Origin of the sequence: Corynebacterium mycetoides, assembly GCF_900103625.1 — a bacterium.
GTDB lineage: Bacteria > Actinomycetota > Actinomycetes > Mycobacteriales > Mycobacteriaceae > Corynebacterium > Corynebacterium mycetoides.
This window is the reverse complement of record NZ_LT629700.1, coordinates 917041-933906: the sequence shown is the minus strand read 5'-3', so window position 1 is coordinate 933906 and position 16866 is coordinate 917041. Positions and strand designations below refer to the sequence as shown.

General features: G+C 70.1%; 14 protein-coding genes. 13 read left to right on the top strand and 1 reads right to left on the bottom strand.

The features are described from left to right. Nucleotides 1-123 precede the first annotated feature (123 nt). From BLS40_RS04530 to BLS40_RS04470, 13 genes are all read left to right on the top strand, one after another. Nucleotides 124-1725, top strand: a complete 1602-nt coding sequence (locus BLS40_RS04530) for an FtsW/RodA/SpoVE family cell cycle protein (RefSeq protein ID WP_092149359.1) — start codon at nt 124-126, stop codon at nt 1723-1725. 19 nt (nt 1726-1744) lie between these two features. Further along, nucleotides 1745-2830, top strand: coding sequence for a UDP-N-acetylglucosamine--N-acetylmuramyl-(pentapeptide) pyrophosphoryl-undecaprenol N-acetylglucosamine transferase (locus BLS40_RS04525; protein WP_092149356.1), 1086 nt, complete (start codon nt 1745-1747; stop codon nt 2828-2830). Between the two features lie 46 nt (nt 2831-2876). Beyond that, nucleotides 2877-4334, top strand: a complete 1458-nt coding sequence (gene murC / locus BLS40_RS04520) for a UDP-N-acetylmuramate--L-alanine ligase (protein WP_092149352.1) — start codon at nt 2877-2879, stop codon at nt 4332-4334. Between the two features lie 4 nt (nt 4335-4338). Further along, complete coding sequence (locus tag BLS40_RS04515) at nt 4339-5040, top strand: cell division protein FtsQ/DivIB (protein WP_092149350.1); 702 nt, start codon at nt 4339-4341, stop codon at nt 5038-5040. A gap of 166 nt (nt 5041-5206) precedes the next feature. Beyond that, a complete protein-coding gene (ftsZ, locus tag BLS40_RS04510; RefSeq protein WP_092149347.1) occupies nt 5207-6481 on the top strand; it encodes a cell division protein FtsZ in 1275 nt (424 codons plus the stop codon). 46 nt (nt 6482-6527) lie between these two features. Then, nucleotides 6528-7283 (top strand): peptidoglycan editing factor PgeF, encoded by a 756-nt coding sequence (pgeF, locus tag BLS40_RS04505; RefSeq protein ID WP_231908518.1) that lies wholly within the window; start codon nt 6528-6530, stop codon nt 7281-7283. Continuing rightward, nucleotides 7276-8010: a YggS family pyridoxal phosphate-dependent enzyme gene (locus tag BLS40_RS04500; protein ID WP_092149342.1), complete on the top strand. Its 735-nt coding sequence runs from the start codon at nt 7276-7278 to the stop codon at nt 8008-8010. The genes pgeF and BLS40_RS04500 overlap by 8 nt, the downstream gene beginning before the upstream one ends. Nucleotides 8011-8048: 38 nt before the next feature. Then, nucleotides 8049-8528, top strand: a complete 480-nt coding sequence (locus tag BLS40_RS04495) for a cell division protein SepF (protein ID WP_092149339.1) — start codon at nt 8049-8051, stop codon at nt 8526-8528. Nucleotides 8529-8545: 17 nt separating this feature from the next. Continuing rightward, nucleotides 8546-8854, top strand: coding sequence for a YggT family protein (locus BLS40_RS04490; protein ID WP_092149336.1), 309 nt, complete (start codon nt 8546-8548; stop codon nt 8852-8854). Between the two features lie 228 nt (nt 8855-9082). Further along, the gene (locus BLS40_RS04485) at nt 9083-10093 is read left to right on the top strand and encodes a DivIVA domain-containing protein (RefSeq protein ID WP_092149333.1); all 1011 of its coding nucleotides are present in this window, start codon (nt 9083-9085) and stop codon (nt 10091-10093) included. A gap of 354 nt (nt 10094-10447) precedes the next feature. Beyond that, a complete protein-coding gene (gene ileS, locus BLS40_RS04480; RefSeq protein WP_092149330.1) occupies nt 10448-13639 on the top strand; it encodes an isoleucine--tRNA ligase in 3192 nt (1063 codons plus the stop codon). Nucleotides 13640-13678: 39 nt separating this feature from the next. Beyond that, nucleotides 13679-14509, top strand: a complete 831-nt coding sequence (locus tag BLS40_RS04475; protein ID WP_092149327.1) for an EamA family transporter — start codon at nt 13679-13681, stop codon at nt 14507-14509. 5 nt (nt 14510-14514) lie between these two features. Then, nucleotides 14515-15921: a DNA polymerase IV gene (locus BLS40_RS04470; protein WP_092149324.1), complete on the top strand. Its 1407-nt coding sequence runs from the start codon at nt 14515-14517 to the stop codon at nt 15919-15921. Here BLS40_RS04470 and BLS40_RS04465 read toward each other — a convergent pair. Further along, on the bottom strand, nt 15907-16839 hold the full coding sequence (locus BLS40_RS04465) for an asparaginase (protein ID WP_092149321.1): 933 nt from the start codon (nt 16837-16839) through the stop codon (nt 15907-15909). The two genes, BLS40_RS04470 and BLS40_RS04465, sit on opposite strands and share 15 nt — an antisense overlap. Nucleotides 16840-16866: the final 27 nt, after the last annotated feature.

The window sequence follows — 16866 nt, the reverse complement described above, 5'->3', positions numbered from 1 at the left end:
GCTTGCAAAGCGAGAAACGCTAGAAACGACTTCGGGTGTGGCCCGTGTTGCTACTGTCACTCAAGTGGCCTGTGGGGCTATTGTGGCTGTAGTGATTTCGGTTGGAGCGAAGGGGCGGGATTCATGACGGTGACTCAAGGCGGCCAGCGGCGCAACCCAACGCCGCGCCGAAGCGCGCGCCCGGTCGCGCACCCGGGCCCGCAGGCTCGCACGGCGAAGCGGCCGGCGAGCAGCGCCCCGGCGCAGCCGTCGGCACTCGCGCGCCTCATCCGCCGCGGCGAGGCCGCGGTGGACGCCCGCCCGCTGGCCGACTACACCATGATCCGCACCGTCGTCCTGGTCCTCGCCGGGCTCGGCGTCGTCATGGTGATGAGCTCGTCCATGGCATCGTCTTACGCATCCTCGGCATCCGTGTGGGCGCAGGCGGTCAAGCAGACCGTCATGGTGGTAGGCGGGCTTGTGGTTTTCTGGGTGATGCTCAAGACCTCGCCCGACAAGCTGCGCAGGTACTCCCACGTCATCATGGCCACCGCCGTGCTGCTCCTCGTGGCGGTGCTCACCCCGCTCGGCACGGGGCGAGAAGAGGTGGGTTCGCAGTCGTGGATCGCGCTCGGGCCCGTCAGCTTCCAGCCCTCGGAGTTCGCACGCGTGGCCATCGCCATCTGGGGCGCGACCGTGCTGGCCAACAAAAACCCGAAGCACATCAGGCGCCTGGACAACGGGTTCGCGCCGTTCATTGTCGTCGCCGCGCTGTGCGTGGGGCTTATCGGGCTGCAGGGCGACTTCGGCATGGCGGCGTCGTTTAGCGTGGTGGTCGCGTTCATCCTGATCTTCGCGGGGATTCCCAAGCGCGTGATCGCCGCGGCGGGCGTTGTCGCGGCGATCGCTCTGGTGGGTGTTTTCCTCGCGGGCGGCTATCGCTCGAACCGCTTCCACGTCTACTTCGACGCGTTGTTCGGCCATTTCGAGGACACCCGCGACATCGCCTTCCAGTCCCACCAGGGCTTTCTTTCGCTTGCCGACGGCTCCGTGTTCGGCGTCGGGCTCGGGCAGTCACGCGCCAAGTGGTTCTATCTGCCGGAGGCCCGCAACGACTTCATCTTCGCCGTCATCGGCGAGGAGCTCGGCCTGTGGGGCGGCGCGCTGGTGATCATCCTGTTCGGGCTGCTGGCCGTCTTCGGGCTGCGCACGGCGAGGCGCGCCCGCAACCAGTTCCAGGCCCTGCTCGCCGCGGCGCTGACGACAGGCGTGGTCTCACAGGCGTTTATCAACATCGCCTACGTGCTGGGGCTGCTGCCGGTGACCGGCATCCAGCTGCCGATGCTCTCCGCCGGCGGCACGTCGGCGGTGATCACGCTGGGCGCGATGGGCATTCTGGCCTCGATCGCGCGCCACGAGCCCGACGCGGTGTCCTCCATGCAAAACTACGGCCGGCCCGCCTTCGACCGCGTCCTCGGCATCGGCGAGCCGAAGGCCCCGGGCCAGCGAGACTCTCAGCGAACAACCCGCGCAGCGCGCGCGGCACGCTCTGCGGAGCGACGCGCCGAGCGCTTCGGCGCCCCGGTGACCGCTCGCCCGGCCGCGGCGCGGGAGGCCTACCGCCCGGCGGCGGCTGCTCCGTCTCAGGCGCCCGCCGCCGGCGACTCCCGCCTCCGGGGCGGAAAGCCCACGCGCTACGATGTCCGCAGAGACAGCACCTGGCGTGGCTCACGCCGCGCCGGTTAGAAGGGAGCGGCTGACCCGCATGAGTGAGCAGTTGAGCATTGTCGTCGCCGGCGGCGGCACCGCTGGACACATCGAGCCCGCGCTGGCCGTGGGCGAGGTTCTGCGCGACGAGTTCGGCGCCGACGTCTCCGCGCTGGGCACGGAGAAGGGCCTGGAGACGGCGATCGTGCCCTCCCGCGGCTTCACGCTACGCCTGATTGACCCGGTGCCGATTCCGCGCAAGAAGCCGTGGCTGCTGCCCGCGGTGCCGTTCAAGCTCGCCGCGTCGGTGTCCCAGGCCCGCGCCGCGCTGCGCGAGGCGGGGGCCAACGCCGTGTTCGGAACCGGCGGGTACGTCGCGGCGTCGGCGTATCTGGCGGCGACGTCCCTGCGCATCCCGTTCTTCGTGCTGGAGACCAACGCCTTGGCGGGCATGGCGAACAAGCTCGGGGTGCGCCTCGGCGGCGCCGGCTTTAACGCGGTGGCCAACTCCGGCATGCCCGGCGAGGTGGTGGGCATCCCGGTGCGCCCGGGCGTGGGCAGCGACCCGGAGGGCACCAAGGCCGACCACGGGTACAAGATGTGGAACCTCGACCCTCAGCGCCCCACGGTGCTGGTCACCGGCGGGTCCCAGGGCGCGGCGAGCATCAACGCGGCCCTAGCGGGCGCGGTGGAGCAGATCACCGCCCGCGGCTGGCAGGTGCTGCACGCCTACGGGCGCAAAAACGACGCCCCCCAGGCGCGCGAGCACTACACCGCAGTTCCCTACATCGACGAAATGGATGCCGCCTACGCCGTGGCGGACGTGGTGGTGTGCCGCTCCGGCGCGATGACGGTGGCGGAAAACTCCGCGGCCGGCCTGCCCGCCATCTACATCCCCCTGCCGCATGGCAACGGCGAGCAGGGCCTCAACTCGGCCCATCTGGTCGACCTCGGAGCCGCATTGCGTATCGACGACTCCGAGCTCACGCCCGAGACCCTCCTGGACGCGCTGGACTCCGTGTTGGGCGACCCGGAACGTCTCGCCGCGATGCGCACCGCGCTGAACAACTCCGGGGCCGGGGACGTCGCCCGCGCGCTGGCGACGCGCATTGTGCGCGCCACCCGCTCGCGGCGCACCCGTTAACCCTGCCCCACACCCGATCACCATCTTGGAAGGTAGCCGAAGCCACATGAACACCCCGGAGTCCGGATATGACCTCTCGCGCGTCCACCTCGTGGGCATCGGTGGCGCCGGCATGTCCGGCCTCGCCCACATCCTGCTCGCCCGCGGCGCCGTGGTCACGGGCTCGGATGTGAAGGATTCGCGCCCGGTGCGCGCGCTGCGCAGCCAGGGGGCGACGATCGCGATCGGGCACGACGCGGATAATCTCTCGCTGTCCGGCGCCCTGCCGACGGCAGTGGTGACCAGCTTCGCCGCGATCCCGAAGGACAACCCCGAGCTCGTGGCGGCGGCGCGGCACGGCATCCCGGTGATTCGCCGCTCCGATCTGCTGGCGGAGCTCATGGAGGGCTCGACCCAGATCCTTCTCGCGGGCACCCACGGCAAGACCTCGACCACCTCGATGGCCGTGGTGGCACTGCAGGCCGCGGGGCAGGACCCGTCGTTCGCCATCGGCGGCCAGCTCAACCTGGCGGGCACCAACGCCCACCAGGGAACGGGGGGCGCGTTTGTGGCCGAGGCGGACGAGTCGGACGCCTCGCTGTTGCGCTACAAGCCGGACATCGCCGTGATCACCAACATCGAACCCGACCACCTGGACTACTTCGGCAGCGCTGAGGCCTACTTCGCGGTATTCGACGAGTTCGCCGACCGGATCCAGCCCGGCGGGCACCTCGTGGTGTGCCTGGACGACGACAACGCGGTGGCCTGTGCCCTGCGCGCGGCGGCGCGGGGCATCAACGTCGTGGGCTACGGCACGGCGCGCGCGGCCCGCAACCACCCGGGAATCCCCGCTGCCGCCGTGGTGGACGAGCCGGGCTCCCCGGAGATCCAGGCGGAGCTCACCATCGGCGGGGCCCACCGCACGGTGCGCTTCCGTTTGAGCACCCCGGGGCGCCACATGGTGCTCAACGCGCTGGCGGCGCTCGTGGCTGGCGTGCTGGCCGGCGCGGACCCGGACAAGCTCGCCGAGGGCCTGACAGGATTTGCCGGCGTGCGCCGCCGCTTCGAGCTCAAGGGGGAGGTCCACGGCGGTGCGTTCGCGGGAACCCGCGTCTACGACGACTACGCGCACCACCCCACCGAGGTCGCGGCGGTGCTCACCGCCGCCCGCGACACGGTGCGCCAGGAGGGCCGCGGCGCGCGCGTCGTGGTGTGTTTCCAGCCGCATCTGTACTCGCGCACCCTGGCGTTTGCCGACGAGTTCGCAACCGCGCTCTCGCTTGCCGACGCCTGCGTGGTCCTCGACATCTTCGGTGCCCGCGAGGAGCCGGTGGAGGGGGTGGACGGCCGCGTGATCACAGACAAGATGGACCCGGGAACCGAGGTGCGTTTCGAGCCCGATTTCTCCGCGGCGCCGCGCACGGTGGCGGAGCTGACGCGCCCCGGCGACCTGGTGCTGACAATGGGCGCGGGGACGGTCACGCTGCTCGGCGACGACATCCTGGCCGCGCTCGCGGGGAGGTAGGGCAATGGCGGCTCACAGACGCGGGTGGATCATCGGCGGCGCGCTCGCTGTGCTCCTTGTCGCCGTGCTGGCGGTGGTGCTCCCCCGCACGAAGGCGATGCCCGTCAAAGACATCGAGGTCCGCGGCGCGCAGCAGTTGAGCACCGAGGAGGTGGCGGCGGCGACGGGCATCGCCCCGGGAACACCGATGGGTGCGGTGGACACGCACGCAGCGGCCGTCAGCGTCGCGGGGCTGCCGTGGGTGGAGACGGTGACCGTATCGCGCGGCTGGCCGTCCACCATCACGGTCGACATCGCCGAGCACACGGCGGTGGCGTTTTTCACCGGCGGCGACGGCGCGCACCTGATCAACGCGGACGGCGACGAGTTCGCCGTGGACGACCCGCCGCCGGGCGCGGTCGAGATCACCGGGGACGCCGCGCGGGGCGCCAGTGGCGACAGTGGCGGCAGTAGCGATAGCGGCGGCAGCGTGCTGCGCGACGCGGTGGAGGTCGCGGCGTCGCTGAGCGAGCCCGCCCGCGAGGCCGTGAAGTCGCTCGAGGCGCGCAGCCCGCACACCTTCGTGCTGCACCTGGCCGACGGCGCGACGGTGGTGTGGGGTGCCAGCGAGGACAACGCGAACAAGGCGCTCGCACTCGACACGGTGCTGCAGCGAGAGGGCAGCGAGTTCAACATCTCGAACCCGGGGCAGATTACGGTGCGCTAGCAAAGGCCGGCAAAAGACCAGCAAAAGCCCAGGTCACAACCCTAAAGTAAAGGTTGAGGGTGGTGACACGCCGAGCCAAAAGCAGAGTTTGCGGAGATTCTCGCCCATGATGGAAACCACGTAAAACCCATCACTCATGAGTTACTTGAAAGGCGAGACATCCCACATGACATCTCCCGCTAACTACCTCGCCATGATCCGCGTCGTCGGAGTCGGCGGCGGCGGCGTCAACGCCGTCAACCGGATGATCGAGGAAGGGTTGAAAGGCGTCGAGTTCGTCGCCGTGAACACCGACTCCCAGGCCCTGCTGTTCACCGATGCCGACACCAAGCTCGACATTGGACGCGAAGCCACCCGCGGCCTCGGCGCCGGTGCGAACCCCGAGGTCGGCCGCACGTCTGCGGAGGACCACAAGCAGGAGATTGAGGAGTCGCTCAAGGGCTCCGACATGGTCTTCGTCACCGCCGGCGAGGGCGGCGGCACCGGCACCGGCGCGGCCCCGGTCGTCGCGGGCATCGCCAAGAAGATGGGCGCGCTGACCATCGGCGTGGTCACCCGCCCGTTCTCCTTCGAGGGCAAGCGCCGCACCCGACAGGCCATGGAGGGCATCGCCAACCTCAAGGAGGTGTGCGACACCGTCATCGTCATCCCCAACGACCGCCTGCTCCAGCTGGGTGACGCCGAGCTGTCCATGATGGAGGCGTTCCGCGCGGCCGACGAGGTGCTCTACAACGGCGTGCAGGGCATCACCAACCTCATCACCATCCCGGGCATGATCAACGTCGACTTCGCCGACGTGCGCTCCGTCATGGCCGACGCTGGCTCCGCGCTCATGGGCGTGGGCTCCGCGCGCGGGGATAACCGCGTCATGGCCGCCACCGAGCAGGCGATCAACTCGCCGCTGCTCGAGGCGACCATGGAGGGCGCGAAGGGCGTGCTCATCTCCGTCGCCGGCGGTTCCGACCTCGGCCTGATGGAGGTCAACAACGCCGCCTCCATCGTCGAGGAGAAGGCCGACGACGACGCCAACATCATCTTCGGCACGATCATCGACGACAACCTCGGAGACGAGGTCCGCGTGACCATCATCGCCACCGGATTCGACGAGAAGGCCAACGTGCGCCCCGACGCCGATTCCGCCCAGGGCGCCCAGGCCCCTCAGACCGAGGGCTCGACCCGCGTTACCGCCGAGCACACCCCGGCCCCCGCGGCCGAGCCGGCGTCCGCCACCCCGGCTCCCCAGCGCGGCTCGCTTTTCGACGACCGCGCCGCGGCCGAGCGCGACGGCCAGGCGGAGCGCGACCGCGAGGCCTACCAGGCGCGCCACCGCTACGACACGCGCCCCGGGCTGTTCACCGACCGTGAGGATCGCCGCGAGGAGCGCCGCGCCGAACGCTACGACGAGACCGACGACGTCGACGTGCCCGACTTCCTGCGCTAACCGCCCGCCGGGGCGCGCGCGGCTCGCCACCACTAGCCTGGAACGCATGGATACCGGCGCAACGAACCCGAATGGAGTGACCGACCGCCCCGTCCGCATGGTGTTTACCACCCGTGCGGGCGGGGCGTCGGCGTCCCCGTACGACTCTTTCAACCTCGGCGACCACGTCGGCGACGACGCGGAGGCCGTGCGCGCGAACCGGCGCCGCCTCGCCGACGTTACGGGCATCGCGCCGGAGCACTTCGTGTGGATGGAACAGCTGCACACCAACACCGTCACCGTGGTGGACGGTCCGCAGCCGGCCCCCGTGGAGGCGACCGACGCCGTTGTCACCACGGTCCCCGGCCTCGCGCTGTGCGTGCTCGTCGCCGACTGCGTCCCGGTGCTGCTCAGCGACCACTCGGCGGGCGTGGTCGCCGCCGCGCACGCGGGCCGCATGGGCGCGCGCAACGGGATCGTGTCCGCCACCGTGGAGGCGATGGTGGACCTGGGCGCGCGGCCCGGCAACATCCAGGTTCTCCTCGGGCCGGCCGCCGCGGGGGAGTCGTATGAGGTTCCCGCCGACATGGCCGCGGACGTCGAGAAGCATCTGCCCGGCTCGCGCACCCGCACGCGCGCGGGCACGCCCGGCCTCGACCTCCGCTCCGGGCTCGTGCGCCAGCTCATGGGACTCGGCGTGAGGCACATCGACGCGGACCCGCGCGACACCGTGACGGACACGGACTTCTTCTCCTACCGCCGCGAGGGCACCACCGGCAGGCAGGCCGGAGTGATCTGGTTGACGGGGGCCGGCCATGAGTAGGGCAGAGGAACTGGCAGCGAACCTCGAGCGGGTGACCCAGCAGATCCGTGACGCCGAGGCCGCCGCGGGGCGGCCGGCGGGCAGCGTGTCGCTTATCCCCGTGTCCAAGTTCCACCCGGTCGACGACATCGCGCTGCTCGGCGAGCTGGGTGTGACGCTGGTGGGGGAGAACCGCGAGCAGGAGGCGCGGGGCAAGGCCGACGAGCTCGCCGCTCGCGGCCAGCAGGTGGGCATCGCCATGATCGGGCAGATCCAGTCGAAGAAGGCCAACGCGGTGGCGCGCTGGGCCGCCGAAGTCCACTCGGTGGATTCGGTCAAACTCGCCCGCGGCCTGGACCGGGGCGTAGGGCTGGCGCTCGAGCGCGGAGACCGTAGTGCCATCGGCACCGAGACGCAGCAGGCGCTGCGGTGCCTCGTCCAGGTGTCCGCCGACGGCGACACGGCCCGCGGCGGGATCCCGTACTCCGGGCTGGACGCGGTGGCGGACGCCGTTGAGGCCGCGCGCCACCTCGAGCTGGCGGGGCTCATGGTCGTGCCGCCGCTGGGTTCCGAGCCGCGGGCGGTGTTTGACCAGACGCGCTCGCGTGCCGACGCCCTCGGGCAGCGCCTCGGTCGAACCATGGTGCTCTCGGCCGGGATGTCCGGCGACTTTCAAGACGCGATCGCCTGCGGTTCCGACATCGTGCGTGTCGGAACTGGGGTCTTCGGCCCGCGGCCCGTACTCTAGGCGTCATCGGACGGCAACTACCTGCAGGAGCACCCTCTATGTCTTTTCTCGGCAGCGCAAAGGAATTCTTCGGCCTGGGCATCCAGGACGCCCATGAGGCGGATGACGCCTACTACTACGACGATCGTCGCTACGCGGCCGCGGAACCGGAGTACGGCCGCGGCGTCGTGGCGGAGCGCGACACCCGCGCCTACGAGCCGGCGCGCCCCCGCGAGTACGGCTCCACCCGCGTGCACACCCCGGCGGTGGTCACCGTGTCCCCGCGCACGTACAACGACGCCCGCGAGGTCGGCGAGCCCTTCCGCGACGGCGACGCCGTGATCATGGATCTAACCGGGCTCGACACCGCCGCGGCCAAGCGCCTCGTGGACTTCGCGGCGGGGCTCTGCTTCGCGCTGCGCGGCCAGATGCACAACCTGTCGCGGGGGATCGACACCGACCGCCGCGTCTTCGCCATCGTGCCGGAGAATGCCGGCATCGCCGAGTTCGAGCTAGAGCGCGCGGCTCACCTGCGCTAGCGGGTAGGGTTTAGCGCGTGGCACTGTTCGGATCCGTTCTCTTCGCCCTCGTCGGGCTCTACACGCTCCTGGTGGTTATCCGCATCATCGTGGAGATGATCCAGTCCTTCTCCAGGAACTTCGCCCCGCCGCGCTGGTTCATGATCGCGGCGGAGTACGTCTTTGTGGCCACCGACCCGCCCGTGTCGGCACTGCGGCGCCTGATTCCACCGCTGCGCATGGGCAACGGAATTGGCATTGATGTCAGCGTCATCGCGCTGTTCCTCATCCTGGCGCTGCTGCAGCTCGTCATCAACGCGTTTCTGGTTGTCCCGTTCCTGCGTTGAGGGCGCCCACCTGCGGAAAATTCTGGCTCGAGTGCGCACATCTACGCGTTTTGAGTCAACGTCAGGGGTAGATTGAGGGTATAAATGATTTGACGCGGGGGTGCATCCGCTACACTCGCTGTGGAAAACCATTAACTTACGTACATATATTCTGGGGCTTCGCTCTATGGCGGGCGCCTGGGTCTCCTCTCACACGAGGTGCCCAACATCAACGCGAAGGGAACTGTAATGCCGCTGACTCCAGCAGACGTGCACAAAGTCGCTTTCAATAAGCCTCCGATCGGTAAGCGCGGTTACAACGAGGACGAGGTCGACCAGTTCCTCGACCTCGTGGAGGACACGCTCGCCCAGCTGATGGACGAGAACGATGACCTGCGCGCACAGGTGGAGGAGCTCAGCCGCAACGGCGCCGCTGCCAAGGCCGAGCCCGCCACCGCGCAGGCCCAGGCGGCACCCCAGGTTGATGAGAAGGCGCTGCGCCAGAAGCTCGAGTCCGAGCTGCGCGGCGAGTACGAGAAGAAGGTCCGCGCGGCCGAGGAGGCCAAGACCCGCGCCGAGGCGCAGGCCCGCACCGCACGCGAGGAAGCCGACCGCGCACGCAAGCAGGCAGAGCAGGCCAAGCAGGCAGGGGAGGCCGCGAAGTCCGCCCAGAACGCACAGGCGGAACAGGCAGACAAGAAGGCTGAGCAGGCAGGCAATGCCCAGGCAAGCACCGCCGCCGCCACGCCGTCTGCGTCCGCCACCGCGGACACCCACGTCCATGCGGCCAAGGTCCTGGGTCTGGCCCAGGAGATGGCGGACCGCCTCACCTCCGACGCGCAGGCCGAGGCCCGCTCCATGCTGGATGAGGCCCGCGGCGCGGCGGAGACACAGCTGCGCGAGGCCGAGGCCAGGGCCAACGAGACCACCACCAACGCGGAGAACCGCGCGCAGCAGCTCGTCTCGGACGCTGAGAAGAAGGCCACCGAGACCACCAACGACGCCAACTCCCGCGCCGAGGCGCAGATCCGCCAGGCGGAGGAGAAGGCCGCCAAGCTGCAGGCCGACGCCGAGCGCAAGCACACCGAGATCATGAACACGGTCAAGCAGCAGCAGACCGCCCTCGAAAACCGCATCGCGGAGCTGCGCACCTTCGAGCGCGAATACCGCACCCGGCTCAAGACTCTGCTGCAGTCCCAGCTCGAGGAGCTCGAGTCCCGCGGATCCTCCGCCCCGAACGGCGATGCGGGCGAGAAGTAGGCTCGCGTCGCTAAGCGACGCCTCACGGCAACGCCCCCCAGGCCCCTCCCGGGCTTGGGGGGCGTTGCCGTGAGGTACGCCGTAGAATAAACCGCGTCGCAGATGCGTTAGAATCAAATGCGCATCGAACGCACGCTGTGATCCGGCCATCACCGGGGAGCGTTTCCGGAAGAACAGCCCCCGAGCGCGACGGGGCCCAGTAGAACCGGACGTCAGCGGGAAGACGTCACTTTCCTTCACCACAACGAAGTGGGGGTTGGCCTTGTTCAGGCCGGCTCCAAGCAGGGTGGTACCGCGCGGGCACACCGCGTCCCTGCACCAAGGCGATGACACGTGAGTGAAGGAGAAACACCAATGAGCGAAGTCGGCGGCGTGTACCCCAAGGTCGACCTGACGGGTGGCAGCAGCGCCTTCCCCGAGATGGAAAAGCAGGTGGCCTCGTTCTGGGAAGAGGACGGCACCTTTCAGGCGTCGTTAAGCAACCGCGAGGGCGGGCAGGAATACGTGTTCAACGACGGCCCGCCGTTCGCCAACGGCCTGCCGCACTACGGGCACCTGCTCACCGGCTACGTCAAGGACATCGTCCCGCGCTACCGCACGATGACCGGCTACTACGTGCCGCGCGTGTTCGGCTGGGACTGCCACGGGCTGCCCGCCGAGCTCGAGGCGGAGAAGCAGCTCGGCATCACCGACAAGGCCCAGATCGAGGAGATGGGCCTGGAGAGGTTCAACGAGTACTGCGCGACCTCCGTCATGCACTACGCCGACGAGTGGGAGGCCTACGTCAACCGCCAGGCCCGCTGGGTGGACTTTGACAACGGCTACAAGACGATGGACCTGGACTACATGGAGTCCGTCATGTGGGCGTTCAAGGAGCTCTACGACAAAGGCCTGATCTACCAGGGCTTCCGCGTCCTGCCGTATTCCTGGGCGGAGCACACCCCGCTGTCGAACCAGGAGACCCGCCTGGACGACGCCTACCGCGAACGCCAGGATCCCACGGTGACCGTGACCATGCCGTTTACCGGCGCGCGCACAGGTTTCGCGGCGGAGAAGACCTGGGTGGAGCACCCCGAGCTGCACGACGCCGCGGCCATCGCGTGGACCACGACGCCGTGGACGCTGCCGTCGAACCTCGCGCTCGCCGTCGGCCCGAAGGTCGAGTACTCGCTCGTGCGTGTCGCCGAGGATGGCGCCGAGGGCTTCCGGGGCGAGAAGTTCCTGCTCGCCTCCAACCTGGTCGGCGCCTACGCCAAGGAGCTCGGCACGGACGCCGAGGTCGTGGCCACGTTCACCGGCGCCGAGCTCGAGGGGCTGGAGTACGCCCCGGTGTTCGACCACTTCGCGGACACCGACAACGCGTTCATGGTGCTGGTGGCCGATTACGTCACCACCGAGGACGGCACCGGCGTGGTGCACCAGGCGCCCGCCTTCGGCGAGGACGACATGGCCACCACCGACAAGTACGGCATCCCGTTGGTCATCCCCGTCGACGCGGACGGCAAGTTCACCTCGCTTGTGCCGGAGTACGAGGGCAAGCTCGTCTTCGACGCCAACCGAGACATCATCCGCGACCTGAAAGCGGCTGGCCGCGTCGTGCGCGACCAGACGATCGTGCACTCCTACCCGCACTCGTGGCGCTCCGGCGAGCCGCTGATCTACATGGCGCTGCCGGCGTGGTTTGTCAAGGTCAGTCAGTTCCGCGACCGCATGGTGGAGCTCAACAAGGAGATCGAGTGGATCCCGGGGCATATCCGCGACGGCCAGTTCGGCAAATGGCTCGAGGGCGCGCGCGATTGGAACATCTCGCGCACCCGCTACTGGGGTTCCCCGGTGCCGGCGTGGGTCTCCGACAACCCCGAGTACCCGCGCGTGGACGTCTACGGCTCCCTCGACGAGCTCGAGCGCGACTTCGGCGTGCGCCCTGAGAGCCTGCACCGCCCGTACATCGACGAGCTGACGCGCCCGAACCCGGACGACCCGACGGGCGAATCGACCATGCGCCGCGTGCCCGACGTGCTGGACTGCTGGTTCGAGTCCGGCTCGATGCCGTTCGCGCAGTACCACTACCCGTTCGAGAACGTCGAGGAGCACGACGCGCGCCAGCCGGCGGACTTCATCGTGGAGTACTCCGGGCAGACCCGTGGCTGGTTCTACGTCCAGCACGCGCTCTCCACGGCGCTGTTCGACCGCCCGGCGTTCAAGAAGGTCGTTGCCCACGGCATCGTGCTCGGCTCCGACGGGCTGAAGATGTCGAAGTCGAAGGGCAATTACCCGAACGTCTTCGAGGTCTTCGACCGCGACGGGTCGGACGCGATGCGCTGGTTCCTCATGTCCAGCCCGATCCTGCGCGGCGGCAACCTGGTGGTTACCGAGCAGGGCATCCGCGAGGGGGTGCGCCAGGCGCTGCTGCCGCTGTGGAACGCCTACACGTTACTGCAGCTCTACAGCTCCACCGACGCGACGTGGCGCTGCGACTCCACCGACGTGCTCGACCGCTACATCCTGGCCAAGACGCACGATCTCGTGGTCAACGTCGGCGCCGCGCTCGACGACACCCGCATTGCCGACGCCTGCGACGAGGTGCGCCAGTTCGCCGACACCCTGACCAACTGGTACGTGCGCCGCTCCCGCGACCGCTTCTGGGAGGGCCAGGAGGCGCACCCGGAGGCCTTCGACACGCTCTACACCGTGCTCGAGATCACCAGCCGGGTCGTCGCGCCGCTTCTGCCGTACATCTCCGAGGTGATCTGGCGGGGCTTGACCGGCGAGCGCTCCGTGCACCTGGCGGACTACCCGACCCCCGAGGAAATCCCGGCGGACGCGGACCTCGTTGCGTCCATGGACGCAACCCGCGCGGTGTGCTCCGCGGCGAGCTCGGTGCGCAAATCCAACAAGCTGCGCAACCGCCTGCCGCTGCCGAAGCTGACGGTGGCGCTGCCGAACGCGGGCCAGCTGGCGGACTTCGCCGCCGTGATCCGCGACGAGGTCAATGTCAAGGACGTCGAGCTGACCGACGACGTCGCATCCGCCGGCTCCTTCGAGGTCGTGGTCAACGCGAAGGTCGCCGGGCCGGTGCTGGGGCGCGACGTGCAGCGTGCCATCAAGAACGTCAAGGCGGGCAACTACGTCCGCCGCGGCGAGGACGTGGTGGTCGACGGCGACATCGTGCTCACCCCGGAGCTCTACACCGAGCGGCTCGTCGCCGTGAACCCCGAGTCCACGGCGCGTGTCGACGGCGCCGAGGGAGCAGACGGCCTGGTCGTCCTCGACACCACCGTCACCCCGGACCTCGAGGCCGAGGGCTGGGCGGCGGACGTGATCCGCGGCCTGCAGGATGCCCGCAAGAACGAGGGCCTCGCCGTGTCCGACCGCATCGCCGTTAGGCTGTCCGTGCCCGCGGACAAGCAAGAGTGGGCGCACCGCCACGCCGAGCACATCGCGGCGGAGACGCTGGCCACCTCGTTCGACATCACCACAGATCCCGTCGGCGGGGGCCACGAGGTCGTCGGCGGCGTGACCGCGACCGTCGCGAAGCGCGGCTAGCCCGTGCGCGCGGGCGAGAGGTGGGCGCCGCCGGCGCTCATGGTGGTCTCCGGCGCCTCGCTGTATGCCGGGGCCGCCGTCGCGGTGGGGCTCTTCGACGCGTTCCCACCCGCCCTCGTCGCGTGGTTCCGCATCTCGGCGGCCGCCCTGATCCTGCTCGCTTTACGACGCCCCCACCCGCGCCACTTCCTCGGCCCCACCGGCCGCGCCGCCGCGTTCTACGGGCTGGCCACCCTGGCGATGAACATGACGTTTTACGCCGCTATCGCCCTCATCCCGCTGGGCACCGCGGTGGCGATCGAGTTCCTCGGCCCCGTGGCCATCGCGGCGCTCGGGTCCCGCGGCGCGCGGGACTGGCTCGCCCTGGCGCTGGCCGCGGCCGGCGTGCTCGTGATCTCGGGCGCCACCTGGTCGGACAACGCCGCGGGCATCCTCCTCGCGCTGGCTGCCGGCGCGCTCTGGGCCGTCTACATCGTGGCCGGATCGCGCATCGCCGGCGACCCTGCCACCTCCAGGGTGTCCACGGCGGTAGGTTTTGCGTGGGCGACGGTCGCGGCGCTTCCCGTGATGCTGTGGCTGTGGTTGTCGCCGTGGACGGCCGCCTCGACCTCGCACGCCCACATCGAGCCGGGGCGCCTGGCCGTCACGTGGCTCGCGCTCGGGTTCCTCTCCGCCGCGGTGCCGTACTCCCTCGATCAGGTGGTGATGCGCCTGTCCGGCCCCTCCCAGTTCGCGCTGCTGCAGGCGATCTTGCCGCTCGTGGCCGCGGCCGTGGGGGCGGTAGCCCTGCGCCAGTGGCTCACCCCGGCGGAGCTCGCGGGGATCGTGCTCATCGTCGCGGCGGTCGCGCTGCGGCGACCGGTAGCGTAGTGGGTATGGCGGGAAATCGCTGGGTGCTGCACATCGACATGGACGCGTTCTATGCGTCCTGCGAGCAGCTCACCCGCCCCACGCTGAAAGGCCGCCCCGTACTCGTCGCGGGCGTGAGCGGGAGGGGAGTCGTCGCCGGCGCGAGCTACGAGGCGCGCGCCTACGGCGCCCGCTCGGCGATGCCGACGCACCGCGCGGCCCGGCTCGTCGGCCCGAAGGCGGTGCTGGTTGCGCCGCGGCGGGCCGTGTACACGACGGCGTCGGCACGCGTGTTCGAGGTCATCGCCCGCCACGTCGACGTGGTGGAGCAGCTCTCCATCGACGAGGCGTTCATGGAGCCCGCCGAGCTCGCCGGGGCGAGCGTCGACGACGTGCGCGAGTGGTCCAACCGGCTGCGGGCGGACATCGCGGCGGAGACGGGCCTGCCGGCGTCGATAGGCGCGGGAAGCGGCAAGCAGTACGCCAAGATCGGCTCAGGGCTGGCCAAACCGGACGGGGTGTTCGTCATCCCGCACGCGCAGCAGCTCGACATCCTGCACCCGCTGCCGGTGAGCGAGCTGTGGGGCGTGGGCCCCGTCACCGAGGCGAAGCTGAGCAGCGCCGGGATCACAACGATCGGGGACTTCGCCGCGCTGAGCGAAAAAGAGGTGGAGATCGCGCTCGGCGGGGTCGTGGCCAAACAGCTGTGGCAGCTGGCCCGCGGGGTGGACGACCGCGAGGTCGCCCCGCGCGCGGAGGCCAAGCAGATCTCCTCCGAGCACACCTACCCGCGGGACCTGACCACGCCCGGCGAGGTGGACGCCGCGCTCACGCGCGCCGCCGAGGAGTCCCACCGCCGTCTGCTTCACGACGGCCGCGGAGCGCGCACCGTGACCGTAAAACTACGCATGGCGGACTTCCGCATCGAATCACGCTCGGCGACGCTGCCGTACGCCACCGACGACGCCGACACGCTCACCGCCACCGCCTTCAAGCTAGTGCGCTACCCGGGCGAAGTCGGCCCCATCAGGCTGGTCGGGGTGTCCTACTCCGGACTGGAGGACGCGCTGCAGGACGTGCTCTTCCCCGAACTGGACCAGCGCATCGACGCACCGGCGCCTCACGGCGGGGATTTCGAAACCGGGGTGAGCGACCGCGCCCCGGCCGCGGAACCGGATGTTTCCGTGGAAATGGGGGAGGCGGGGGAGTCGCCCGGGGTGTGGCGCGCCACCCAGGATGTCTTCCACCCGGCCTACGGCCACGGGTGGGTGCAGGGCACGGGGCACGGCTGGGTGACGGTGCGCTTTGAAACGCGCGCGACCGGCCCCGGCCGCACCGTCAACCTGCGGGTGGACGAGCCGGGCCTCGTCCCGGCCGACCCGGTGGACTCCCTGGCGTGGGAGGACTGGCTGGGGCGCTCAGCCCAGCAGTAGGCGGGGGTCCGTGCCCGTGGCGATAGCGGTGAGCAGGGCCATGCGCGCCTGCCCCGCGCGCAGCCACCCGGCCGGCAGCACCCCGCGGGCGCCCAGGGTCGCACCCCCACCCGCGCCGCCGTAGGCGAAGGCGACCTCGCCGTAGGGCACGGACGTGGCAAGCACCACCGGGATCCCGGCCTCTGCGACGCGGGCGAGCGCGTCGCCCATCGCGTCGGACACGTTGCCGGACCCGAGCGCCTCCACCACGATCCCGTCCGGGTTCTGCCCCGCCACGAGCTCCACCAGCGACGCGTCCGCGCCGGGCCACGCGCGCAGGATCGGCACGTTCAGGCCCGCCAGGGCGGCGGGCGCGACCGCCGCGGGCCGCGGCAGCGTGAGCGGGGCGGTCAGGGCGAAGGCGCGCAGCGACTCCGTGTCGTTTTTGATCAGCCCGCGCGCCGCCAGGGTGTCCCCGCCGAAGTGGACGGTCACCCCGCGCCCGCGCGCCAGCGGGTCCGCGGCCAGCTCGATGGAGCGGCGCAGGTTGTCCGGGCCGTCGGGCTGCGGGTGGTCGGCCGGGCGTTGCGCGCCGGTGAGAATCACCGGCCGCGGATCAACGTGGACCAGGTCTAGCGCGAGCGCCGTTTCCGCCATGGAGTCGGTGCCGTGGGTGATCACGATGCCGGTGATAAGGGCGTCGGCAAGCGCGGCGCGGACAAGCTGGATCAGGTTGTCTACGTCGCCCAGCCCCATGGAGGAGGAGTCCAGCGCGGCGGAGTCGTAGACGCGCACCGGCGTGTCGACGCCGCAGCGGGTGACCAGCTCTTCCGCGGTAAGGGAGGGCACGCGCGCGCCCTGGGAATCGGTGGTGGAGGCGATGGTGCCGCCTGTGGAGATGACGAGGACGAACGGCTCGCCGGGCTGAGGAACGGTCATGATTACCCATGTTTACCAGAGCGTCGG